General features: G+C 56.9%; 23 protein-coding genes and 1 riboswitch. Of the genes, 13 read left to right on the top strand and 10 right to left on the bottom strand.

Going from position 1 to position 22,778, the window contains the following annotated elements; all coding sequences use genetic code 11:
• The first annotated feature begins 69 nt into the window (after window positions 1–69).
• Genes bioB through bioD form a run of 4 tightly spaced genes read left to right on the top strand, consistent with a single transcriptional unit; the run spans window position 70 to window position 3,697 of the window.
• Window positions 70–1,110 (top strand): biotin synthase BioB, encoded by a 1,041-nt coding sequence (gene bioB / locus BJ887_RS15380; protein WP_014169215.1) that lies wholly within the window; start codon window positions 70–72, stop codon window positions 1,108–1,110.
• On the top strand, window positions 1,107–2,264 hold the full coding sequence (gene bioF / locus BJ887_RS15375; RefSeq protein ID WP_121340079.1) for an 8-amino-7-oxononanoate synthase: 1,158 nt from the start codon (window positions 1,107–1,109) through the stop codon (window positions 2,262–2,264). The genes bioB and bioF overlap by 4 nt, the downstream gene beginning before the upstream one ends.
• A complete protein-coding gene (bioC, locus tag BJ887_RS15370; RefSeq protein WP_121340078.1) occupies window positions 2,248–3,003 on the top strand; it encodes a malonyl-ACP O-methyltransferase BioC in 756 nt (251 codons plus the stop codon). The genes bioF and bioC overlap by 17 nt, the downstream gene beginning before the upstream one ends.
• Window positions 2,996–3,697, top strand: coding sequence for a dethiobiotin synthase (bioD, locus tag BJ887_RS15365; protein ID WP_121340077.1), 702 nt, complete (start codon window positions 2,996–2,998; stop codon window positions 3,695–3,697). Before bioC ends, bioD begins: the two co-directional genes overlap by 8 nt.
• Here bioD and BJ887_RS15360 read toward each other — a convergent pair.
• Window positions 3,660–4,382 (bottom strand): ABC transporter ATP-binding protein, encoded by a 723-nt coding sequence (locus BJ887_RS15360; RefSeq protein WP_014169219.1) that lies wholly within the window; start codon window positions 4,380–4,382, stop codon window positions 3,660–3,662. The two genes, bioD and BJ887_RS15360, sit on opposite strands and share 38 nt — an antisense overlap.
• Window positions 4,383–5,133: 751 nt before the next feature.
• Between BJ887_RS15360 and uvrB the strand changes: the two genes are divergently transcribed.
• Window positions 5,134–7,149, top strand: coding sequence for an excinuclease ABC subunit UvrB (gene uvrB / locus BJ887_RS15350; protein WP_121340076.1), 2,016 nt, complete (start codon window positions 5,134–5,136; stop codon window positions 7,147–7,149).
• An 86-nt stretch (window positions 7,150–7,235) separates the two neighbouring features.
• Here uvrB and yvcK read toward each other — a convergent pair whose 3' ends face one another.
• Window positions 7,236–8,144, bottom strand: coding sequence for a uridine diphosphate-N-acetylglucosamine-binding protein YvcK (yvcK, locus tag BJ887_RS15345; protein WP_020884933.1), 909 nt, complete (start codon window positions 8,142–8,144; stop codon window positions 7,236–7,238).
• 226 nt (window positions 8,145–8,370) lie between these two features.
• Window positions 8,371–8,505, top strand: a riboswitch (molybdenum cofactor riboswitch).
• Here yvcK and moaA point away from each other — a divergent pair.
• From moaA to BJ887_RS15310, 6 genes are all read left to right on the top strand, one after another.
• Window positions 8,493–9,482: a GTP 3',8-cyclase MoaA gene (gene moaA, locus BJ887_RS15335; protein ID WP_063925241.1), complete on the top strand. Its 990-nt coding sequence runs from the start codon at window positions 8,493–8,495 to the stop codon at window positions 9,480–9,482. (Overlaps the previous riboswitch by 13 nt.)
• 24 nt (window positions 9,483–9,506) lie before the next feature.
• The gene (moaB, locus tag BJ887_RS15330) at window positions 9,507–10,019 is read left to right on the top strand and encodes a molybdenum cofactor biosynthesis protein B (RefSeq protein WP_020884931.1); all 513 of its coding nucleotides are present in this window, start codon (window positions 9,507–9,509) and stop codon (window positions 10,017–10,019) included.
• Between the two features lie 3 nt (window positions 10,020–10,022).
• Window positions 10,023–10,508: a cyclic pyranopterin monophosphate synthase MoaC gene (gene moaC, locus BJ887_RS15325; RefSeq protein ID WP_008501142.1), complete on the top strand. Its 486-nt coding sequence runs from the start codon at window positions 10,023–10,025 to the stop codon at window positions 10,506–10,508.
• Complete coding sequence (moaD, locus tag BJ887_RS15320; protein ID WP_020884929.1) at window positions 10,501–10,746, top strand: molybdopterin synthase sulfur carrier subunit; 246 nt, start codon at window positions 10,501–10,503, stop codon at window positions 10,744–10,746. The genes moaC and moaD overlap by 8 nt, the downstream gene beginning before the upstream one ends.
• A gap of 1 nt (window position 10,747) precedes the next feature.
• Window positions 10,748–11,200 carry a molybdopterin synthase catalytic subunit MoaE gene (gene moaE / locus BJ887_RS15315; RefSeq protein WP_014169225.1) on the top strand — a complete coding sequence of 151 codons (453 nt, stop codon included), beginning with the start codon at window positions 10,748–10,750 and terminating at the stop codon, window positions 11,198–11,200.
• Between the two features lie 58 nt (window positions 11,201–11,258).
• Window positions 11,259–11,966 (top strand): Bax inhibitor-1/YccA family protein, encoded by a 708-nt coding sequence (locus BJ887_RS15310; protein WP_014169226.1) that lies wholly within the window; start codon window positions 11,259–11,261, stop codon window positions 11,964–11,966.
• Window positions 11,967–12,024: 58 nt separating this feature from the next.
• Here BJ887_RS15310 and BJ887_RS15305 read toward each other — a convergent pair whose 3' ends face one another.
• The 3 genes from BJ887_RS15305 to BJ887_RS15295 are packed head-to-tail and all read right to left on the bottom strand — an operon-like array spanning window position 12,025 to window position 14,986.
• The gene (locus BJ887_RS15305) at window positions 12,025–12,987 is read right to left on the bottom strand and encodes a YbhN family protein (protein WP_014169227.1); all 963 of its coding nucleotides are present in this window, start codon (window positions 12,985–12,987) and stop codon (window positions 12,025–12,027) included.
• Window positions 12,987–14,228, bottom strand: a complete 1,242-nt coding sequence (clsB, locus tag BJ887_RS15300; RefSeq protein WP_014169228.1) for a cardiolipin synthase ClsB — start codon at window positions 14,226–14,228, stop codon at window positions 12,987–12,989. The genes BJ887_RS15305 and clsB overlap by 1 nt, the downstream gene beginning before the upstream one ends.
• Window positions 14,225–14,986 (bottom strand): endonuclease/exonuclease/phosphatase family protein, encoded by a 762-nt coding sequence (locus BJ887_RS15295; protein WP_014169229.1) that lies wholly within the window; start codon window positions 14,984–14,986, stop codon window positions 14,225–14,227. Before BJ887_RS15295 ends, clsB begins: the two co-directional genes overlap by 4 nt.
• 133 nt (window positions 14,987–15,119) lie before the next feature.
• Here BJ887_RS15295 and BJ887_RS15290 point away from each other — a divergent pair, with 133 nt between their 5' ends.
• Entirely contained in the window at window positions 15,120–15,530 is a 411-nt protein-coding gene (locus BJ887_RS15290) for a YbhQ family protein (RefSeq protein WP_014169230.1), read from the top strand.
• Here the strand turns inward: BJ887_RS15290 and BJ887_RS15285 are convergent.
• Genes BJ887_RS15285 through cecR form a run of 5 tightly spaced genes read right to left on the bottom strand, consistent with a single transcriptional unit; the run spans window position 15,492 to window position 21,132 of the window.
• The gene (locus BJ887_RS15285) at window positions 15,492–16,598 is read right to left on the bottom strand and encodes an ABC transporter permease (RefSeq protein WP_014169231.1); all 1,107 of its coding nucleotides are present in this window, start codon (window positions 16,596–16,598) and stop codon (window positions 15,492–15,494) included. The genes BJ887_RS15290 and BJ887_RS15285 overlap by 39 nt on opposite strands.
• 9 nt (window positions 16,599–16,607) lie before the next feature.
• A complete protein-coding gene (locus tag BJ887_RS15280) occupies window positions 16,608–17,741 on the bottom strand; it encodes an ABC transporter permease (protein WP_121340075.1) in 1,134 nt (377 codons plus the stop codon).
• Window positions 17,731–19,470, bottom strand: coding sequence for an ATP-binding cassette domain-containing protein (locus BJ887_RS15275; protein WP_014169233.1), 1,740 nt, complete (start codon window positions 19,468–19,470; stop codon window positions 17,731–17,733). Before BJ887_RS15275 ends, BJ887_RS15280 begins: the two co-directional genes overlap by 11 nt.
• The gene (gene hlyD / locus BJ887_RS15270; protein ID WP_014169234.1) at window positions 19,463–20,458 is read right to left on the bottom strand and encodes a secretion protein HlyD; all 996 of its coding nucleotides are present in this window, start codon (window positions 20,456–20,458) and stop codon (window positions 19,463–19,465) included. The genes BJ887_RS15275 and hlyD overlap by 8 nt, the downstream gene beginning before the upstream one ends.
• Window positions 20,455–21,132 carry a transcriptional regulator CecR gene (cecR, locus tag BJ887_RS15265; protein WP_014169235.1) on the bottom strand — a complete coding sequence of 226 codons (678 nt, stop codon included), beginning with the start codon at window positions 21,130–21,132 and terminating at the stop codon, window positions 20,455–20,457. Before cecR ends, hlyD begins: the two co-directional genes overlap by 4 nt.
• Before the next feature lie 237 nt (window positions 21,133–21,369).
• On the opposite strand from cecR, the gene rhlE reads away from it, so the two are divergent.
• Window positions 21,370–22,758, top strand: coding sequence for an ATP-dependent RNA helicase RhlE (gene rhlE / locus BJ887_RS15260; protein WP_020884924.1), 1,389 nt, complete (start codon window positions 21,370–21,372; stop codon window positions 22,756–22,758).
• Window positions 22,759–22,778: the final 20 nt, after the last annotated feature.

The raw sequence follows: 22,778 nt of genomic DNA, 5'->3' as shown, positions 1-22,778 counted from the left end.
TTTTGAAAAGTTTTAGGTTTACGAGTATAAACCGATCTGAAAATTAACAAAACCCTTTGGAGAAGCCCCATGGCTCACCACGCACGCTGGACGATGTCGCAAGTTACTGAATTATTCAATAAACCTTTCCTTGAGCTGATGTTTGAAGCCCAACAGGTGCATCGTCAGCACTTCGATCCACGCCATGTGCAGGTCAGTACGCTGCTGTCGATCAAGACCGGCGCATGCCCAGAAGATTGCAAATACTGCCCGCAGAGTGCGCGCTATAAAACCGGGCTTGAATCTGAACGACTGATGGAAGTGGAGCAGGTGCTCGACTCCGCCCGTAAGGCGAAAAATGCAGGCTCAACCCGATTCTGTATGGGCGCGGCATGGAAAAACCCGCACGATCGCGACATGCCGTATCTGGAGCAGATGGTGAAAGGGGTGAAAGAGATGGGGCTGGAAGCCTGCATGACCCTTGGCACGCTGAACGAAGAGCAGGCGCAACGCCTTTCCGCAGCGGGGCTGGATTACTACAACCACAACCTCGACACCTCCCCTGAATTTTACGGCAATATCATCACCACGCGGACCTATCAGGAGCGTCTCGATACGCTGGATAAAGTGCGTGACGCCGGCATCAAAGTCTGTTCAGGCGGGATTGTGGGACTGGGCGAAACGGTGAAAGACCGTGCGGGTCTTCTGCTGCAGCTGGCGAACCTGCCCACGCCGCCGGAAAGCGTGCCGATCAACATGCTGGTGAAAGTTAAAGGTACGCCACTGGCGGATAACGAAGACGTGGATGCATTTGATTTTATCCGCACCATTGCGGTGGCGCGAATCATGATGCCAACCTCCTACGTGCGCCTCTCGGCGGGTCGTGAACAGATGAGCGAACAGACGCAGGCGATGTGCTTTATGGCCGGGGCCAACTCCATCTTCTACGGCTGCAAACTGCTGACCACCCCGAACCCGGAAGAGGACAAAGACGTCCAGTTGTTCCGCAAGCTGGGGCTGAACCCGCATCAGACCGACGTCCTGACGGGGGATAACGAGCAACAGCAGCAGCTGGAGCAGCAGATTTTCAACGCCGATACTGACCAGTTCTACAACGCGGCAACCGTATGACCTGGCAGGCACGTATCCATTCCGCGCTCGAAGAACGGCGGGCGGCAGATGCCTTTCGCGTTCGCAACGTGGTAGAAAACGGCGCAGGCCGTTTTCTCACCCGCGAGGGCCGGCAGTTTTGCAATTTCTCCAGCAATGATTATCTCGGGCTGAACCAGCACCCGGCAATCGTCCGCGCCTGGCAGCAGGGGGCGGAGCGGTTTGGCGTCGGCAGCGGCGGTTCGGGGCATGTCAGCGGCTACACCACGGCGCATCAGGCGCTGGAGGAGGCCCTTGCCGACTGGCTGGGGTATCCGCGTGCGTTGCTGTTCATTTCAGGTTTTGCCGCTAACCAGGCGGTCATCACCGCGCTAATAGGCAAGGACGACCGCATTGTTGCCGACCGCTTAAGTCACGCCTCGCTGCTGGAAGCGGCAAGTTTAAGCCCTGCGCAGCTCCGCCGCTTTGCCCATAACGATGCGGCTCAGCTTGCTGGCCTGCTCGATAAGCCCTGCACCGGACAGCAGCTGGTGGTCACAGAAGGGGTGTTCAGCATGGACGGCGACAGCGCACCGCTGCGTCCGCTGCATGAGACGGCGCAGCGACAAAACGCCTGGCTGCTGGTTGATGATGCGCATGGTATTGGCGTGATGGGTGAGGAAGGGCGCGGTAGCGTCTATCAGCAAAACGTGAAGCCGGAACTGCTGGTGGTGACTTTCGGGAAAGGTTTTGGCGTGAGCGGGGCGGCCGTGTTGTGCAGCGAGTCTGTCGCCGACTATCTGCTGCAGTTCGCCCGTCATCTCATTTACAGCACCAGTATGCCGCCCGCACAGGCCGTGGCGCTGTCTGCATCACTGGCGGTGATCCGCAGCGCTGAAGGTGCGGAACGACGGGCGCGTCTGGCGGAACATATCCGTCGTTTTCGCCAGGGGTTACGCCATCTCCCGTTCCAGAGCACCGATTCGCAGAGCGCAATCCAGCCGGTGATGGTGGGGGAAAACGGTCTGGCTCTCACGCTGGCGCAGACGCTTCGCGAGCGGGGGATATGGGTGACGGCTATTCGTCCACCAACCGTACCGCCAGGCACTGCCCGGCTGCGTCTGACGCTCACGGCGGCGCACGAAGCAGAGGATATCGAGGCACTTCTGGAGGCGCTGCATGACACCCGTGAATAAACAGGCGATCGCGGCGGCATTTGGCCGGGCCGCGCGCAGCTATTCGCAGCACGATGAACTCCAGCGTCAGAGCGCGCAGGGTCTGCTTGCTTTACTCAACGAGACCCGGTTCCCTCTGGTGCTGGACGCCGGGTGTGGGCCGGGTGCCAATAGCCGACACTGGCGTGCGGCCGGCAGCGAGGTGACGGCTATCGATCTGTCGCCCGATATGCTCGAGGAGGCCCGTCAGCAGCAGGCCGCGCACCACTATCTGGTTGCCGATATTGAGTCCATTCCGCTGCCGGATGCGCGGTTTGATCTGGTCTGGAGCCATCTGGCGGTACAGTGGTGCAGTAGTCTCCCGCAGGCATTAAACGAGCTTTATCGCGTGGCGCGCCCGGGTGGATGCGTGGCCTTCACCACGCTGCTGGAAAGCTCTTTACCGGAGCTCAATCAGGCGTGGAAAGCGGTGGATGAACAACCTCACGCTAACCGTTTTTTGTCGCACGAGCAGGTCATCCACGCGCTGGCGGGATGGCGCTATCGCTGTGCTGAGCAGACCATTACGCTGAATTTCGACGATGCCTTCAGCGCCATGCGCTCCCTGAAGGGCATTGGCGCGACCCATCTGCATGCGGGGCGTGAAAAGAAGCCTCTTACCCGCGGCCAGTTGCAGCGTCTGGAGCTGGCGTGGCCGCAGCAGCGGGGGCAGTTCCCGCTCTCATATCAACTTTTTCATGGGATTATTGAACGTGACTGAACGTTATTTTGTCACCGGAACAGATACCGAAGTGGGCAAGACGGTTGCCAGCTCAGCGCTGCTGCAGGCGGCGCGCATGCAGGGAAAAACCACCGCCGGATATAAACCTGTCGCCTCCGGCAGCGAGATGACGGCGTACGGGTTACGCAATACCGACGCGCTGGCGCTTCAGCGTAACAGCACGCTTGAACTTGCCTATTCAGCGGTGAATCCTTACACCTTTGCCGAACCCACCTCGCCGCATATTATCAGCGCCGATGAAGGTCGCCCGATTGATTTTGCCGTGCTTTCTGCCGGGTTACGCGCCCTTGAACGCCAGGCTGACTGGGTGCTGGTGGAGGGTGCCGGTGGCTGGTTTACGCCACTTTCGGCGGACCAGACCTTTGCTGACTGGGTGCAAATCGAGCAACTGCCGGTAATCCTGGTGGTAGGGGTCAAACTCGGCTGTATCAACCATGCGATGCTGACTGCCCAGGCCGTTCAGCAGGCCGGGCTGCGCCTGGCCGGCTGGATAGCCAACGACGTGGTTGCGCCGGGCAGGCGACATCAGGAGTATCTGGCAACGCTGAAGCGGGTGCTTCCTGCGCCGTTTCTTGGGGAGATCCCGTGGCTGGCTGACACTGCCGGGTGCGCTGAAACCGGGCATTACCTCGATCTCAGCGTCTTGCCTCCAGCGACATCCAGTGGGCGATAAGCTCGTCGTCCAGCTCGTTAACGTGGCCCTGGGCCACGTTACGCCCGCGATACAGCATGCAAAAGCGCTCCGCGACCCGGCGGATAAACGACAGTTGCTGCTCAGCTAACAACACCGTCATTCCCAGTTCCCGGTTTAACCGCACCAGCAGCTGGCTCAGCTTCTGGGCGAAGCTGTGGCCCGCGCCATGCATCGGTTCATCCAGAATCAGCATCCGCGGACGGATGACCAGCGCATTGGCCAGCGCCAGCTGATACTGGTCGTCTGGCGAAAGCGTGTTGGCCCGGGTTTGTCGCAGCGCATAGAGTTCCGGAAAGAGGTCGTAAACGTCACTTTTCGCTTCAGGGTCAGGTTTCCCTGTCGCCCGCATGGCGATATGCAGATTTTCATCAATGGTTAGCTGGGAGAAAATCCGCCTGTCCTGCGGGACATAGCCTATTCCCGGGCCAGCGAAGGGTTCTGGCGTCTGGCTAAGCAAATCTCGCGGCGGTGCACCGGCTTCGTGCCAGATGATGGTGCCGCTGTCGACAGGCACTTTCCCGGCGATGCAATTCATCAGGGTCGTTTTGCCCATCCCCGGCAGGCCAACAACGCCTGTACACATGCCTTTGGGAAAATCTAAATCCACGTTCCATAGCGTATGTTGGCTTCCGTAAAACTGGTTAACTGCACGCAGACTCAACATCTTTCTCTCCTTAAAAATCTGTGTGGATGAGGCTCATTGTGGGATGTGCAAAACTCCTGCCAGAAACCCTAAATTGATTAAAAAAGAGACTTTTTTAGGAATTTGTCCTGGATAAGCGGTGTGTGATTACCCCCTTTGCACATCTGCGGTGCCGGACGTGATGAGTTGTGGTGCAGGGTTAAAATGGTGGAAATGTGAGCAAGATCGCATCGGTTGGTTATGAATGACACAACTGTTTATCAGCAAAAAATAGCTATAAAAAATTTTTGCTGCCGTTTCGTGGGAAAAGTCGGGAATTTGCTGAGCGGCGGTCTGCACGGGCTGGAAGCAGTTATCCACTATTCCTGTGGATAACCATGTGCATTAGAGTTAGAAAACACGCGATAAGCGAGAGAAGACGCGGGTTACGACCAAATTGGTGCGAAACGCGGCTTAAGAAAATATCGCTTAATATTTAATTGGTTAGATAAAAGCAATTGCCGTAATGAAAGTGTCACCTGTTGCCATAAAACTATCATTACCTGGCTTGACAAATGTTAAAAAAGAAAAAGTTCTGGGGATAACCCGTCCTGACTGGTGTTTTATGTTGTCACGGTCCAAATTTTGACCGCTATCGCGCTAATCACCCTGCCGGTACTCTAAATATCCTGACATGCTACTGGTTTTTCATCCAGTGTTTTTTATTGGCATTCCTGGCAGCAACGAGTAAAATTACTCACCTGCCGCTTATAACGTCATCAGGTTGTCGCCCATGAGTAAACCGTTCAAATTGAATTCTGCATTCCGTCCTTCCGGCGATCAGCCTGAGGCGATCCGACGTCTCGAAGAGGGGCTGGAAGATGGGCTGGCGCACCAGACGCTGCTGGGGGTAACCGGTTCGGGCAAAACGTTTACCATTGCCAACGTTATCGCCGATCTGCAGCGCCCCACGATGGTGCTGGCCCCAAACAAAACCCTGGCCGCTCAGCTTTACGGTGAGATGAAAGAGTTCTTCCCGGATAACGCCGTGGAATATTTTGTCTCCTACTACGATTACTACCAACCTGAAGCGTATGTCCCGAGCTCTGACACCTTCATTGAGAAAGATGCCTCGGTGAACGAACACATTGAGCAGATGCGTCTGTCGGCGACGAAGGCGCTCCTTGAGCGTCGCGATGTGGTGGTGGTGGCGTCAGTGTCGGCTATCTACGGTCTGGGCGATCCGGATCTCTATCTCAAGATGATGCTGCACCTGACCCAGGGGATGATCATCGATCAGCGCGCTATTTTACGCCGTCTGACAGAGTTGCAGTACACCCGTAACGATCAGGCGTTCCAGCGCGGTACCTTCCGCGTGCGCGGCGAGGTGATTGATATCTTCCCGGCAGAGTCGGACGATGTCGCCCTGCGCGTTGAGCTGTTTGACGAAGAAGTTGAACGCCTGTCGCTGTTTGACCCGCTGACCGGCCACGTCGAGTCGGTCGTTCAGCGCTATACCATCTACCCGAAAACGCACTACGTGACGCCACGCGAGCGTATCGTGCAGGCGATGGAAGAGATCAAAGTTGAGCTGGCAGACCGCCGTAAGGTGCTTCTGGCGAATAATAAGCTGCTGGAAGAGCAACGCCTGAGCCAGCGCACCCAGTTTGACCTGGAGATGATGAACGAGCTGGGCTACTGCTCCGGTATCGAAAACTACTCACGTTTCCTCTCCGGGCGTGGTCCGGGCGAGCCACCGCCGACGCTGTTTGATTATCTGCCGGCAGACGGTCTGCTGGTGATCGACGAATCTCACGTGACTATCCCGCAAATTGGCGGGATGTATCGCGGTGACCGGGCGCGTAAAGAGACGCTGGTGGAGTATGGTTTCCGTCTGCCATCGGCGCTGGATAACCGTCCCATGAAGTTTGAAGAATTTGAGGCGCTGGCACCGCAAACCATCTACGTCTCGGCTACGCCGGGCAACTACGAGCTCGAAAAATCGGGCGATGAGGTGGTTGACCAGGTGGTGCGTCCGACCGGGCTGCTGGATCCGATTATCGAGGTGCGTCCAGTCGCCACTCAGGTTGACGATCTGCTGTCAGAAATCCGTATCCGCGCGGCCATCAATGAGCGCGTGCTGGTAACGACGTTGACCAAGCGTATGGCGGAAGATCTCACCGAGTATCTTGAGGAGCACGGTGAGCGGGTGCGTTATCTGCACTCGGATATCGATACCGTCGAGCGTATGGAGATCATCCGCGACCTGCGTCTGGGCGAGTTTGACGTGCTGGTGGGTATCAACCTGCTGCGAGAAGGCCTGGATATGCCAGAAGTCTCGCTGGTGGCGATTCTGGATGCCGACAAAGAGGGTTTCCTGCGTTCTGAACGCTCTCTGATCCAGACCATTGGCCGTGCCGCGCGTAACGTTAACGGTAAAGCGATCCTTTACGGCGATAAAATTACCCCGTCAATGGCGAAAGCAATTGGCGAAACGGAGCGTCGTCGTGAGAAACAGCAGCGTTACAACGAAGAGCACGGCATTACGCCGCAGGGCCTGAACAAGAAAGTGGTGGATATTCTGGCGCTGGGTCAGAACATTGCGAAGACCAAAGCGAAAGGGCGCGGGAAAGCGCGTTCAGTGGTTGAGCCGGATACCGTCGAGCTGACGCCAAAAGCGCTGCAGCAGAAAATCCACGAACTGGAAGGACAGATGATGCGGCATGCGCAGAACCTCGAATTCGAAGAGGCCGCGCAAATCCGCGACCAGCTGCATCAGCTGCGCGATCTGTTTATCGCCGCCTCCTAGGTAAAAGCAAAATGACAGCCGCAGGCTGTCATTTTTTTAGTGGTTGCTCTCTCCCGTGGGAGAGTGGTCGGGTGAAGGCATAATCTCTATCCCAGGTCCTGAATCGCTTTCTCCAGCGCTTCACGCAGCAGGTGACGGTCGTGGCGATATTTGATATCGCTTGCTTCCAGCGGCTCCTGCACCACCACGCGATCGCCAATCCCTGATACATCAACTTTCGGGCCGACCACTACGCCATCGATGATTTTCTTCCCGACGTACTGCTCCATCAGATTCAGTTTGTCCGCCAGCGACAGGCTGGCCGCCGCCGGGCTCAGCTCACGGCCTAAATTGCCGATGTAAACCATGGGGGCGGGCGTTCTGCGCAGGGCCTGTGCCAGCTCTTTGACCAGTAAAATGGGCATCAGGCTGGTGTAAAAACTGCCCGGCCCAATCAAAATCAAATCCGCTTCGCCGATGGCCTCAATGGCTTCACGCGTGGCGGGCACGCTTGGGTAGGTCATCAGCTCTTTTGGCGGCACGGTAAGCTGGTCGATGTTCACTTCGCCATAAACCTCGTGCCCTTCCGCATCGATTGCCATTAAATCGACCGGTTGTTCGGACATTGGGATCAGGAACGCGTCAACCTTGAGCAGGTTTCGGATCAAATTGATGGCTTCCAGCGGGCGCACTGACAGGTGATCCAACGCTTTAAGCATCAAATTTCCAAGGTTATGCCCGGAAAGTTCGCCGTTACCGCCAAAACGGTACTCAAACATCGCCGAAGCGACGCTCGGCTCGGTAATTAACTGGTTCAGACAATTACGCATATCGCCCCAGGCGATACCCCCTTCCGCGCGTCGAATACGCCCGGTGGAGCCGCCATTATCCGTGGTTGTCACTATCCCTGTCAGCCTTGAGCCAAGTGAAGACAGAGAAGACATCACTCGCCCCAGACCATGGCCTCCGCCAAGAGCGACAACACGGTCAAGATCCGCAAAAGTGCGATTGCGCATACACATTCCTTATCACGTTCGATCTGCGTAACACTACCCTAACTACCCCTAAAAGACGATGCCTCACCCGGTGCAAAATGACGTATATCAATGTGAATATGCTGTTTTTAGGTATTCTGTAGCGAAAATACACGATTATGTCGTTATGTATATAGTTATATAGCGTTAAGTGATAATGGCGAAGGGAAGATTTCCGCGCTACTATCGCCATAACCACGTTTTCAAATTTGAAAACATACACTCGAGCCCTGGCGCCTGTGTCGAAAGATATGGCGTCCTGGCCGTGGCGAATATGCCACCAGGGTACAGAAAGAAATGACTGTGCCTCCCGTCTCTGGAAAGGTGTACATGGCTTCACAACTTACTGATGCATTCGCGCGTAAGTTTTTTTACTTACGTCTGTCGATTACCGATGTGTGCAACTTCCGTTGCACCTACTGTCTGCCCGATGGCTACAAACCGGGCAGCGTCACCAATAACGGCTTTCTCTCCGTGGACGAAGTGCGCCGCGTCACGCGCGCATTCTCTGAGCTCGGCACGGAAAAGGTCCGCCTGACCGGAGGGGAACCCTCTCTGCGTCGTGATTTCCCCGATATCATTGCTGCGGTGCGTGAGAACGATCGTATCCGTCAGATTGCGGTCACCACCAACGGGTACCGTATGGCTCGCGACGTTGCGGCCTGGCGCGACGCGGGCTTAACCGCCATCAACGTCAGCGTGGACAGCCTTGATGCCCGCCAGTTTCATGCCATTACCGGCCAGGATAAATTCCGTCAGGTGATGGATGGAATTGACGCGGCGTTCAGTGCCGGGTTCCAGAAGGTCAAAGTCAATACGGTGCTGATGCGTGACGTCAACCATCACCAGCTTGATACCTTCCTGGCGTGGATCAAATCCCGCCCCATCCAGTTGCGTTTTATCGAGCTGATGGAAACCGGCGAGGGCAGTGAGCTGTTCCGTCGGCATCACATCTCCGGGATGGTGTTGCGTGATGAGCTGCTGAAACGCGGCTGGATCCACCAGATCCGTCAGCGCAGCGACGGCCCGGCGCAGGTCTTTTGTCACCCGGATTACGAAGGGGAAATCGGGCTTATCATGCCGTATGAGAAAGACTTCTGTGCCAGCTGTAACCGTCTTCGCGTCTCCTCCGTTGGTAAGCTGCATCTGTGCCTGTTCGGGGATGGCGGTGTCGACCTTCGCGATCTGCTGGCGGACGACGCCCAACAGGCCGCGCTTGAAGCGCGGATTTCTGAAGCTCTGACGCACAAAAAACAGACCCACTTCCTGCATCAGGGCAACACCGGCATTACTCAGAACCTGTCCTACATTGGCGGGTAATCAGGCTTAAGAAGGAACCAGAAGATGAGTCAGGTTAGCGCGGAATTTATCCCGACACGCATTGCTATTCTTACCGTTTCCGACCGCCGCGGTGAAGAGGATGACACCTCCGGCCACTGGCTGCGCGATGCGGCACATGATGCCGGGCACAGTATTGTTGATAAGGCGATCGTGAAAGAGAACCGTTATGCCATTCGTGCCCGGGTCTCTCAGTGGATTGCCAGCGATGAGGTGCAGGTGGTGTTGATCACCGGTGGCACCGGCTTTACCACAGGCGACCAGGCTCCCGAGGCGCTCGTCCCGCTGTTTGACCGGGAAGTGGAAGGCTTTGGTGAAGTGTTCCGCATGCTCTCGTTTGAAGAGATTGGCACCTCCACGCTGCAGTCGCGTGCGGTGGCCGGTGTGGCGAACGGCACGTTGATTTTTGCCATGCCCGGCTCGACAAAAGCGTGTCGCACCGCGTGGGAAAATATTATTGCGCCGCAGCTGGATGCCCGTACTCGTCCGTGTAATTTCCATCCCCATTTAAAGAAATAAGTTATGTCGCAACTGACCCACATTAACGCCGCTGGCGAAGCACATATGGTGGATGTCTCCGCCAAAGCCGAAACGGTGCGTGAAGCGCGTGCTGAAGCCTTCGTGACCATGTTGCCAGAGACCCTGGCGATGATTATTGACGGCAGCCATCACAAAGGCGACGTCTTTGCCACCGCCCGCATCGCCGGGATCCAGGCTGCGAAACGCACCTGGGACTTAATTCCGCTCTGCCACCCGCTGATGCTGAGCAAGGTGGAAGTCAACCTGCAGGCGCAGCCGGAGCACAACCGCGTGCGCATCGAGTCGCTCTGCCGCTTAACCGGGAAAACCGGGGTTGAGATGGAAGCCCTGACGGCGGCCTCTGTCGCCGCGTTAACTATCTATGACATGTGCAAAGCGGTGCAGAAAGATATGGTGATTGGCCCGGTTCGTTTACTGGCGAAAAGCGGTGGTAAATCCGGTGATTTTAAGGTGGACAGCCATGATTAAGGTGCTCTTTTTTGCTCAGGTCCGCGAGCTGGTGGGCACCGACAGCCTGACGCTTGATGCCCCGTTTGACACCGTTGCCGACCTGCGTGCGCATCTTGCCGCGCAAAGCGACCGCTGGGCGCTGGCGCTGGATGAAGGTAAGCTGCTGGCCGCGGTTAACCAGACGCTGGTGGAGCTGACCCATCCGCTGACGGCCGGGGATGAAGTGGCCTTCTTCCCGCCGGTGACAGGGGGCTAAGATGGCTGAAACCCGAATTCTGGTAGGTCATGATCGTTTCAGCGTTGGTACAGAATATGACTGGCTGGCAGAGCGTGACGAAGACGGTGCGGTTGTCACCTTCACCGGTAAAGTGCGTAACCATAATCTCGGCGACAGCGTAAAGGCGCTGACGCTGGAACACTACCCGGGCATGACGGAGAAATCCCTCGCGGAGATCGTTGAACAGGCGCGTGGCCGCTGGCCGCTCGGGCGAGTGACGGTTATCCACCGTATTGGTGAAATGTGGCCTGGCGAGGAAATCGTTTTTGTCGGCGTGACCAGTGCCCATCGTAGTAGCGCGTTTGCCGCAGGGGAGTTCATTATGGATTACCTCAAAACCAAAGCGCCATTCTGGAAACGTGAAGCGACGCCAGAAGGCGACAGGTGGGTTGAGTCGCGTGACAGCGACAAAGAAGCCGCCAGTCGTTGGTAGTCGGTTTGCGTGGATGTGTTAGTCTTAACGTGTGTGTCTACTTAATCAGGAGTGAATCATGGACCGATTTCCGCGTTCCGATTCAATAGTACAGCAGACCCGTACCGGGCTGCAGACGTATATGGCTCAAGTTTATGGCTGGATGACGGTCGGTTTACTGCTGACCGCCTTTATCGCATGGTATGCAGCCAACACGCCTGAGCTGATGATGTTTATCTTCTCAAGCAAAATCACCTTCTTTGGGCTGATCATCGCGCAACTGGCGCTGGTCTTTGTTCTCTCCGGCCTGGTGCAGAAGCTGAGCGCCGGAATGGCGACCACGCTGTTTATGCTCTATTCGGCACTGACGGGGCTGACGCTCTCCAGCATCTTCATCGTGTATACCTATTCCTCCATCGCCAGCACGTTTGTGGTCGCTGGCGGGATGTTTGGTGCGATGAGCCTCTACGGCTACACCACGAAGCGTGACCTGAGCGGTTTCGGCAGCATGCTGTTTATGGGGCTGATTGGGATTGTGCTGGCGTCGCTGGTAAACCTGTGGCTGAAGAGTGAAGCGCTGATGTGGGCGGTGACCTATATCGGGGTGGTGATCTTCGTCGGTTTGACGGCCTACGACACTCAGAAGCTGAAAAATATTGGCGAACAGATTGACGTACGCGACAGCTCAAACCTGCGCAAATACGCGATTCTGGGCGCCCTGACGCTGTATCTGGACTTCATCAACCTGTTCCTGATGTTGCTGCGTATTTTAGGCAACCGTCGTTAAGGGTATTTCCCTTACCCGACCTGCGTTGCGCAGGTCGGGTAAGTTCCCCCGCCAGACCTCACTTCGCTAACGCTTTCTCATTCTTCGCCCGCAGTTTCTTCGCCCGACTCTCCAGCACCAGATAACATACCGTTGCCAGCGCCAGCGGCAGGAAGTAATAGAGCATACGGTAGGCCAGCAGGGCGGCAATAATCGTACCCTGTGAAACATGCTCTCCGGCGAGCAGGGCGATAAATACCGCCTCCAGCACCCCAATCCCCGCCGGAATATGCACGATCACACCGGCAATGCTGCTGACCAGCAGCACACCCAGCACAAAGAAGTAATTCACATCTTCACCAATGAGCATCCAGATAATCGCCCCCATCGCCATCCAGTTGGCGCTGGACACGGCCATCTGCAGGACCGCGAATTTCCACGAAGGCAGTACCAGTTTTTGTCCCTTGATGGTCATGTGTCGGCGTTTGGCAAAGGCGCAGGCCCAAAGATAGAGCGCAATGATGAGCAGTAATGCAAAGCCTAAAATCCGCAGCGTGGTTTCATCGATGTACCAGTGCGCAGGCAATTGCACCACGCCGATGGTGAAAATCACCCCGCCGAGCAGAATGTAACCCAGCCAGTTGGTGGTGATGCTGAGGGAAAAAATGCGCGTAATGGTCCCGCCCGGCAGGCCGAGGCGCGAGTAAAGGCGATAGCGCATGCCGATCCCGCCCACCCAGGTACTCAATGTCAGGTTAAAGGCGTAGCAGATAAACGACACCAGCATGACCTGGCGCTTCGCGAGCTTATGGCCGCAGTAGGCGCGGCCCAGCAGGTCATAGCAGCCGTACATGAGGTAGCTTACAATCACCAGCCCCACCGCGCCCAGCAGCACCAGCCGGTTGTAGTTGCGGATAACTTTCCACACCTCTTCCCAGTCAACTTTCTGGGCGTAAACCACCAGCAGAACCGCGACGGCGATGAAAAACAGCCAGGTGAGGATCTTTTTAGCCAGCCGCCAGCGTGGATGTGATTTCGACATCAGGTTTTCCCTCCATCTTCCGCTTCAACGCGGTCCTGGGTTTCCATTTCGGGCTGGACAGGCGGATCCACCAGCGCAAGTTTTGGCGTGTGCGCCGGCAGCCAGCCCACCATCGCCGGGAAATGACGCAGAAAGTGGAACACCACCACGCTAATGCCCAGATTCCACCAGGTGCGTTTGGGCACCATGGATTCGTCCACGCGCACGCAGTCGTTCACGATCAACGCCTGCAGGTTATCCCTGAGAGTCTGGTTGAACTGGCGATCGTGGATGATCAGGTTAGCTTCAAGATTCAGTGACAAACTCAGCGGGTCGAGATTGCTGGAGCCCACGGTGGCCCAGTGATCGTCCATCAGGGCTACTTTGCCGTGCAGCGGCCGGCGGCGATATTCGTAAATTTGTACGCCACCTTTCACCAGATAGTTGTACAGCAACCGGGCACCGATTTTGACAATCTGCATGTCCGGCTCGCCCTGAACGATGAGCTTCACGCGCACGCCGCGTCGGGCCGCATTGCGCATGGCATGCAGCAGGCGATAGCCCGGGAAAAAGTAAGCGTTGGCGATAATCACTTCGCGCTTCGCATTCGCCAGCATCTTCAGGTAATGCCGCTCAATGTCGTCCCGGTGCTCACCATTATCCCGCCAGACAAACAGCGCCTGCGCTTCACCGGGGTGACGGTTCTCTTCCGGACGATGATGGCGGCGCTGCCACCAGCGGCGGGCAGCCTCTTTACCGGGCAGGTTTTCCAGCTCAAAGAGCAGGATATCCTGCACCACCGGTCCTTCAATGCGAATCGCGTAATCCTGCTTGGCTTCCGGGCCGTAATCGGACATATGTTCAGCGGAGTAGTTAATGCCGCCAACAAACGCTACCGTCTCATCCACCACCACAATTTTGCGGTGCATCCGGCGGAAAAGATTGGTACGCATGCCGAAAAGGCGAGGGCCAGGATCGTAGTAGCGGAACACGACGCCTGCTGAGGTGAGCTCATTGACGAACGCATCACTGAGGTCCGGTGAGCCATAGCCATCCAGCAGCACTTCGATTTTGACGCCACGCAGGGCAGCACGCAGCAGCACGCTGTGCAACTGCTTACCGACGTCGTCTTCGAACCAGATAAACGTTTCAAGGATCACTTTCTGCTTTGCGTGGTCAATCGCGTCAAACACCGCGGGGTAATATTCATCCCCGTTGACCAGCAGCGTGATCCGGTTGCCTTCCTGCCATGAACATTTCATAAGTGGATCTCCGCGCTGAGCGGCGCATGGTCGGAAAGATGTCGCCAGTTAAGTAACGCCAGTGCCGTCGGGCTGCTGGCGTGGGCGTTTTTTACGTAGATTCTGTCGAGTCGCAAAAACGGGAACCGTACCGGAAAGGTGCGTGCAGGCCTGCCGTTTGCACGGGTGAAAATCTCCTCAAGTCCCGCATCAACCTTCAACGGATGGTTAGCCCGCTGCCGCCAGTCGTTGAAATCACCGGCCACGACCACGGGTTCACCTTCGGGCAGGGCATTGGTCCATTCAGCCAGCATTTTTAGCTGTGCCTGGCGATGGGCTTCGCGCAGGCCCAGATGAACACAGCCCACGTGCACCGGGAACGCCAGGTCCGGCGGGGCGATACGGCAGTAAAGCAGCCCGCGTTTTTCACTTTCACCCACAGAGACGTCGCGGTTCTCGTAATGTTCAATGGGAAAACGTGACAGCACCGCATTACCGTGATGCCCTTCCGGGTACACCGCGTTGCGCCCGTAGGCGTAATCACTCCACATGGTGTCGGCCAGGAATTCGTAGTGCGGGGTGTCTGGCCAGTTTTCAAAGTGAAGCGGATGCACTTCGTGCGCGCCCATGACTTCCTGAAGGCAGACAATGTCCGCGCTGACGGTGCGTACCGCGTCGCGCAGCTCCGGTAAAATGAAGCGGCGGTTAAATGCTGTGAAGCCTTTATGAATGTTTATCGTCAGCACTTTAAGCGAGAAATGCTGCATTTTTTTGGTCATACGTTCCTTCCAGGGTGACTATCCCGATGAAAATAAAGTGTAGTAGGCGTCACAAAAAGATGCGGTGTTACGGAATTTTCCGTAAAGTGCGGTAGTCTGATTAAGCAGAGAAAAATCCTTCAGGAGAGAAGCCATGAAGTGGCAACAACGCGTTCGTGTCGCAACTGGCCTGAGTTGCTGGCAGATAATGTTGCATTTACTGGTCGTGGCCGTACTGGTGATGGGCTGGATGAGCGGCACGCTGGTGCGGGTCGGCTTAGGGCTATGTGTCCTCTATGGCGTCACCGTACTGTCGATGCTGTTTTTACAGCGCCACCACGAAGCACGCTGGCGTGAGGTGGGTGATGTGCTCGAAGAGCTCACCACCACCTGGTACTTTGGTGCGGCGATGATTGTGCTTTGGTTGCTGTCGCGTGTGCTGCAAAACAACCTGCTGCTGGCCCTGGCCGGTCTGGCAATCCTCGCAGGGCCTGCCGTGGTCTCGTTACTGACCAAAGAGAAAAAGCTACGCGATGTTTCGTCTAAACATCACGTACGCCACTGAACCCGTCGTGGCCGCTATGATCAGTAGCGGCCACAAACTTCCCCAGACAATGTCCAGACTCGCATCCTTCAGATAGATCTGCTTGGTGATATCCGTGAAGTGCCGAATTGGGTTTATCCACGTCAAATCCTGTAACCATACCGGCATGTTCTCGACGGGTGAGACGTAGCCCGAAAGCAAAATCGCCGGCATCATAAAGACGAACACGCCAATAAATGCCTGCTGCTGGGTAGAGCAGAGCGCGGAAATCAGCAGTCCAAACCCGACCAGCGACAGCCCGTAAATCACCATGGTGAAGTAGAACAGCGCCAGCGAACCGGCGAACGGGATCTGGTAGGCCCATATTCCCACGCCCAGCACGATGGTGGCCTGGAAGGTCGCGACAATCAGCGCCGGAACCGCTTTGCCGACGAAAATTTGCCATGTTGCGAGCGGGGAAACCAGCAGCTGATCGAGCGTCCCCTGTTCGCGCTCACGGGCGACGGAGAGCGACGTTACGATCATCACTCCGATGGTGGTGATCATGGCAATCAGCGATGGCACCACGAACCATTTGTAATCCAGATTCGGGTTATACCAGTTGCGCACCACCAGCTCGCTGTTGTTAGGTTTCGGTTTCCCGTCCATCAACTCCTGTTGGTAATCTTTCACCACCTGCTGAAGATAGTTGGCTGCAATCTGGGCGCTGTTGGAGTTGCGCCCGTCGAGGATTAACTGCATTGGTGCCGTCTGGAAGGTATCCAGGTTGCGGGAAAAATCGGCCGGAAAACGCACCAGCAATAACGCTTTTTGCGTATCGATGGTGGGCTGGATCTCCTGCGGGCTTTTCAGCAGCAGGATGTGGGTAAAAGCCTTCGCCCGGGCGAAACGCTGCGTCAATTCGACGGAATGTTTGCCATTATCTTCGTTGTAGATAGCAATGGTGGCGTTAGTCACCTCCAGCGTGGCGGCAAACGGGAAGAGCAACACCTGAAGCAACACCGGTAATACCAGAATGGCGCGCGTCTGCGGCTCGCGCAGCAGCGACTGCAGCTCTTTGCGTATCAATGTCCATAAACGGTGAAACATGTTCGCTCCTTAATCCAGACGCCGTTTGGTCTTTATCCACGTCAGCCCAATAAACATAGTTGCCGATGCCAGCAAAAACAGCGTGTTGATGATCAACACCACCGGAATATTCCCCGCCAGGAACAGGCTTTGCAGCGTACTCACGAAGTAGCGCGCCGGAATAATGTAGGTCACGGCACGGATCACGGCGGGCATGCTGTCTATCTGGAAAATAAACCCGGACAGCATAATCGACGGTAAAAAGGCGGCGTTCAGGGCCACCTGCGCGGCGTTGAACTGGTTACGGGTGATGGTGGAGATAAGCAGCCCCATCCCGAGGGTGCTCAGTAAAAACAGACTGGTGATAAAGAAGAGCACCTCCAGCGATCCGCGGTACGGCACGCCGAGGATAAACACCGAGACCAGCATGCAGAGCAGCATCGCCAGCATGCCGAGGAAGTAGTAGGGAATAAGCTTACAGAGCAGCAGTTCAACCCGTGTGACCTCGGTAGACAGCAGCGCCTCCATGGTGCCGCGTTCCCACTCGCGGGCAATCACCAGCGAGGTCAAAATGGCGCCAATAACCGTCATGATGATGGTCACTGCACCCGGGATAATAAAATGCTGGCTAATGGCCGCAGGGTTAAACCAGTAGCGCGTCTGCACGTCGATCAGCGGTTCGAAGGTTTCCCCGCGATCTTCGGCACGCTGCATTTGCCACAGCTGCCAGATGCCCTCCACATAGCCTTGTACAAAGTTCGCGGTGTTTGGCTCGCTGCCGTCGGTGATCACCTGCACCGGCGCACTGGCATCGGTGCGCGCCATGTTGGCGGCAAAATCCACCGGGATCACCACCAGCCCGCGTATCTTCCCGGCCTGCATCATCTGGATTAGCGCCTGCCGGTTGTCGCTGATGGTGGCGTCGATGTAAGGGGAGCCGGTCATGGTGTGGGTGAAATCAAGCGCCTCTTCGCTCTGCTGCTCCAGCAAAATCCCGACCCGCAGTTTGCTGGAGTCGAGGTTGATCCCGTAGCCAAAGATAAAGAGCAGCAGCAGGGGGATCACCACAGCGATCAGCCAGCTGCTGGGGTCACGCACGATCTGGCGCGTCTCTTTGATACACAACGCACGCACCCTGCGCCACGAAATGGCGTTATTGCGCATGGGCATTCTCCTTATCCCAGTCGTGGATGAGGGTAATAAACGCCTGTTCCATGGTCGGGTCCGGCACCTCGTCATCGGCGGCCTGTTCTTTCAGGTCGTCCGGCGTACCGTGGGCAATCAGCTTGCCGCGATACACCAGCCCGATGCGGTCGCAGTATTCCGCCTCATCCATAAAGTGGGTGGTTACCATGACCGTGACCCCTTTCTCCACCATGCTGTTAATATGCAGCCAGAACTCGCGGCGGGTGAGGGGGTCAACGCCGGAGGTCGGCTCATCGAGAAACAGGATATCGGGCTCATGCATTAATGAGCAGGCCAGCGCCAGCCGCTGCTTGAAACCGAGCGGCAGTTCGTCGGTGGCATGGGAAGCAATGCCCGTCAGGCCAAAGGCCTCGCTCATGCGGTGGATTTTCTCGTTCTGCGCGCGGCCCCGCAGGCCGTACACGCCGGAGAAAAAGCGCAGGTTCTGCTCGACCGTCAGGTTGCCATACAGCGAGAATTTTTGCGCCATATAGCCCAGATGCTGACGCGCCTTGCCGGAGCTGACCTTCAGGTCCATGTCGAGCACCAGCGCTTTCCCCGAGGTCGGTACCAGCAGGCCGCACATCATCTTAAAAGTGGTCGATTTCCCGGCGCCGTTTGGCCCGAGCAGGCCAAAAATCTCACCGCGTTTCACCGCGAAATTGACGTTATCGGTGGCGGCGAAATCCCCAAACTTTTTGGTGAGGGATTTGGCTTCAATCACCGTTTCACCCGGCGTGCCTTCAACCGTGTGCAGGATCGCGGCGAGGGGGGATTCTGATGTCCCTGCGCCGCCGAGCAGATCGATAAACGCATCTTCAAAGCGTGGCGCGGTCTCCTCCATCTCAATTTCAGGCATACCCGGTGCACGGCGTATATCGTCCGCGGTCGCCTCTTTCGTGAGGATCACGCGCACAGAACGGCCCTGAATCATTCCGTCGCTGACCTGAGGCAGCTTTAGCACCCGCTGCAGCAGCTGACGGTTGGAGGCCTGGGCGCTGTGCAGCAGGAAGCTGCGTCCAGCCATGCTCTGCGTCAGCGTGGTCGGCTCTCCCTGATAAAGCAGTTCACCTTCGTTCATCAGCAGAACGTCACGGCACTGTTCCGCTTCATCAAGGTACGAGGTGCTCCAGAGGATCAGCATCCCATCGCCGGCTAACTCATGCACCATCTGCCACAGCTCGCGGCGCGAAATCGGGTCGACGCCCACGCCAGGTTCATCGAGCAAGAGAACCTTCGGCTCGCCCACCAGCGTACAGGCCAGCCCCAGCTTCTGTTTCATCCCGCCGGAGAGCTTGCCCGCCAGCCGGTCGGTGAAGGGGCCAAGCGAGGTAAATTCCAGCAAACGGGCAAAGGTCTTCTGACGGGCTTCGCCAGTGACGCTGCGCAGGTCAGCATACAGATTGAGGTTTTCCATCACCGTCAGGTCTTCATACAGACCAAACTTCTGCGGCATATAGCCCAGCATGGCATGGAGCGCGCCATCGTCTTTAATCGGGTCGAGTCCGAGCACGCTGGCGGTTCCTTCATCGGGCTTTAACAAACCCGCCAGCATCCGCATCAGTGTCGTTTTGCCTGCGCCGTCCGGGCCAACCAGCCCGGTCACATAGCCTTTCTGAATGGTACAGTTCAGCGGGGCGACGGCAGGTTTTTCCATTCCCGCGAAGCGTTTGACCAGATTGTTGAGCTGAATAACCGCGTCATTCATGTCGTTCCCCGTCGCTGACTTTTACGGTGACAGGCATGCCCTGACGCAGCGCGTCGTCGGCATCGGTCACGATGATGCGCAGGCGATAAACCAGGTCGGTACGCAGATCCGGCGTTTCAACCGTTTTGGGTGTGAATTCAGCCGTCGGTGACACAAAGCCAACTTTGCCATGATACGGTTTATCCGGCCGACCGTCGGTGTAGAGCAGCAGCTCGCGTCCCGGCTGCATCTGGCCGAGATTAGGTTCATCAATGTAGGCGCGCACCCATACCGGACGCGTCAGAGAAAGCGTCAGGACGGTGCTCCCCGCGCTTAACATGCTGCCCGGCTCCACGGCGCGGGTCATCAGCGTGCCGTCAGACGGGGCAATGAGCGTGGTGTCGTGCAGATCCAGTTCCGCCTGCGCCAGCTGCGCCTGCGCCTGTTCCAGGCTGGCTTTTGCCTGCGCGATGTCCTGCGGGCGATTACCGGTGTGGTACTGGCTTAATTTATCCTGGGCGGATTTCAGCGTCGCCTGGGCCTGGTCGCGGGAGGAGCGGGCGTTTTCCAGGTCGTTGGCAGAAATGGTGCGGCTTTTCCACAGCCCCTGCTGACGGGCATAGAAGTTTTGTGCGTAGTCATAGGCGGCCTGCGCCTGTTTGACCGCGGCGGCGGCCTGAGCAATCTCTTCGTCACGGTAGCCGGCCAGCATCAGATCATATTGCGCCTGCGCCACGGAAACGCCTGCTTTCGCCTGCATCAGCGCGTTCTCGTACGGGGCCTTGTCGAGCATCCCCAGCATCTGACCGGTTTTGATGGTATCGCCTTCATCAACGGTGAGGGAGGCCAGGCGCCCCCCGACGCGGAAACTCATATTCACGGTGCGAATATCGACGTTACCGTACAGCGTCAGGCCTCTGTCCTGGTGACTTTGATACCACAGCCAGCCGCCGATACCTGCGGCAAGCAGAACAACGACCACCAGAATGATGGCGACAGGTTTTTTCATGACTTCAGGCTCCTTTGCGTTAAGCCTTGCAGGATCAGATCGAGATGACAGGTGATGACCTGGCTAATCTGCGCGGCTTTATCCTCATCAAATTGTGTCCAGCCGGTGCGTAACAGGATCGTTTCGCGCCCAAGACGGAAGGCGAGAATTTCACCCAGCAGGGCGTGGGTATGCAAAATAGTCTCGGTATCGTCGGCGTCTCGTCCGGTATAGGCCGCGATCAGCCGGGTCAGGTGCGTATGCATCGGGGCAATCACCTGATCGTGCACTCGCTGGTAAGCCGCCGTAGGGGAGAGCTGCTCACGGGAGATGAACTTACTCAGGCTCAGCGTCTCGTCGTGGGTCAGCAGGCGAATCATATTGTCGCAGGCGCTGATAATCAGCTGCCTGATGGCGGCGCGATCCGGTGACGGCTGGCTCAATAGCCCGCTGGCCTCTTCAACGTGTGGCCGAAAATGGTTACCGATAAAGTCGGCGATCCACTGGGCACAGGCGAGGTACAAATCCTCTTTTGAGCCAAAATAGTAGGTAATGGCCGCAATGTTTTGCCCGGCCTGCGCCGCGATGTCCCGCGTGGTGGCATGCAGACCATATTCGCCAAACTGCGCCAGCGCGGCGGCAATAAGCTGATTTTTGGCCTGTTCACCTTTCGATGTCGTTGGGGTCGTATTCATGGCGGTTTTAAAAATTAATCAATCGATTGATTAACATTATGCCCGGTTGCCCTTTTTGTCCAGTAACCACACGGCGGGAAATCTTTCGTCAACGCAGCGCCGCGGGATATTTTATGCGCCACGTCACAAAACCTGCTACACTCCGCTGCTTCACGACATTGTGGTTTTTGTCCTTCCCTATTCGTTATATCTCCCTGAAAACTACACCTGTGATGGTCGGGGCGGTTCGGAGTTTTTATGTCTTTTGATTCCCTTGGCCTGAACCCTGAAATTTTGCGCGCTATCGCAGAGCAGGGCTACGTCGAGCCAACCCCAATCCAGCAGCAGGCTATTCCGGCCGTTCTGCAGGGCCGCGACCTGATGGCCAGCGCCCAGACCGGTACCGGTAAGACCGCGGGTTTTACCCTGCCGCTGTTAGAGCTGCTGGTAAAAAATCAGCCGCACGCCAAAGGACGTCGTCCGGTGCGTGCCCTGATCCTCACCCCAACGCGTGAGCTGGCGGCCCAGATTGGTGAGAACGTGCGTGAGTACAGCCGCTATCTCAACATTCGCTCGCTGGTGGTTTTCGGTGGAGTAAGCATTAACCCGCAGATGATGAAGCTGCGTGGTGGCGTGGACGTGCTGGTGGCAACGCCGGGTCGTCTGTTGGATCTTGAGCACCAGAATGCCCTGAAGCTTGATAGCATCGAAATCCTGGTGCTGGACGAAGCTGACCGCATGCTGGATATGGGCTTTATCCATGACATTCGTCGCGTGCTGGCTAAGCTGCCACCGCGTCGTCAGAACCTGCTGTTCTCTGCCACCTTCTCTGATGAGATCAAGGCGCTGGCGGAAAAACTGCTGCATAACCCGCTGGAAGTGGAAGTGGCGCGCCGCAACACCGCCTCTGAGCAAATTACCCAGCACGTGCACTTCGTTGATAAAAAGCGTAAGCGGGAACTGCTCTCCCATATGATTGGTCAGGGCAACTGGCAGCAGGTGCTGGTCTTTACCCGTACCAAGCACGGTGCTAACCATCTGGCGGAGCAGCTGAATAAAGACGGTATCCGCAGCGCGGCGATCCACGGCAACAAAAGCCAGGGGGCACGTACCCGCGCGCTGGCTGAATTTAAATCCGGTGACATTCGCGTCCTGGTTGCCACCGACATTGCTGCCCGCGGTCTGGACATTGAAGAGCTGCCGCACGTCGTCAACTACGAGTTGCCAAACGTACCGGAAGACTATGTTCACCGTATCGGTCGTACCGGTCGAGCGGCGGCAACCGGTGAAGCGCTCTCGCTGGTGTGTGTGGATGAACACAAACTGCTGCGTGATATCGAACGTCTGCTGAGAAAAGAGATCCCGCGTATCGAAACCCCGGGCTATGACGTAGACCCGTCCATCAAGGCGGAGCCTATTCAGAATGGCCGTCAGGGCGGCGGCGGTGGTCGTGGTCAGGGTGGCGGGGGGCGCAGTCAGCAGCCGCGTCGTTCTGAAGGCGGTGCACCGAAAGCCGCGGGCAAACCTCCGCGTCGTAATACAGAGGCTAAGCCAGGCGGTGAAAGCCCATGGCGTAGCGGCGAGGGGAAACCGGCAGGGGAAGGGCAGCGCCGACGCCGCCCGCGTAAACCTGCTAACCCGCAGTAGTCTGGAAGCCCGGTCGTAAA

It is taken from the genome of Enterobacter sp. WPR_3_1 (assembly GCF_003635055.1).
Classification (GTDB): Bacteria; Pseudomonadota; Gammaproteobacteria; order Enterobacterales; family Enterobacteriaceae; genus Enterobacter; species Enterobacter ludwigii.
Note: the sequence above shows the minus strand (reverse complement) of the source record. Positions and strands in the feature narration are given on the sequence as shown.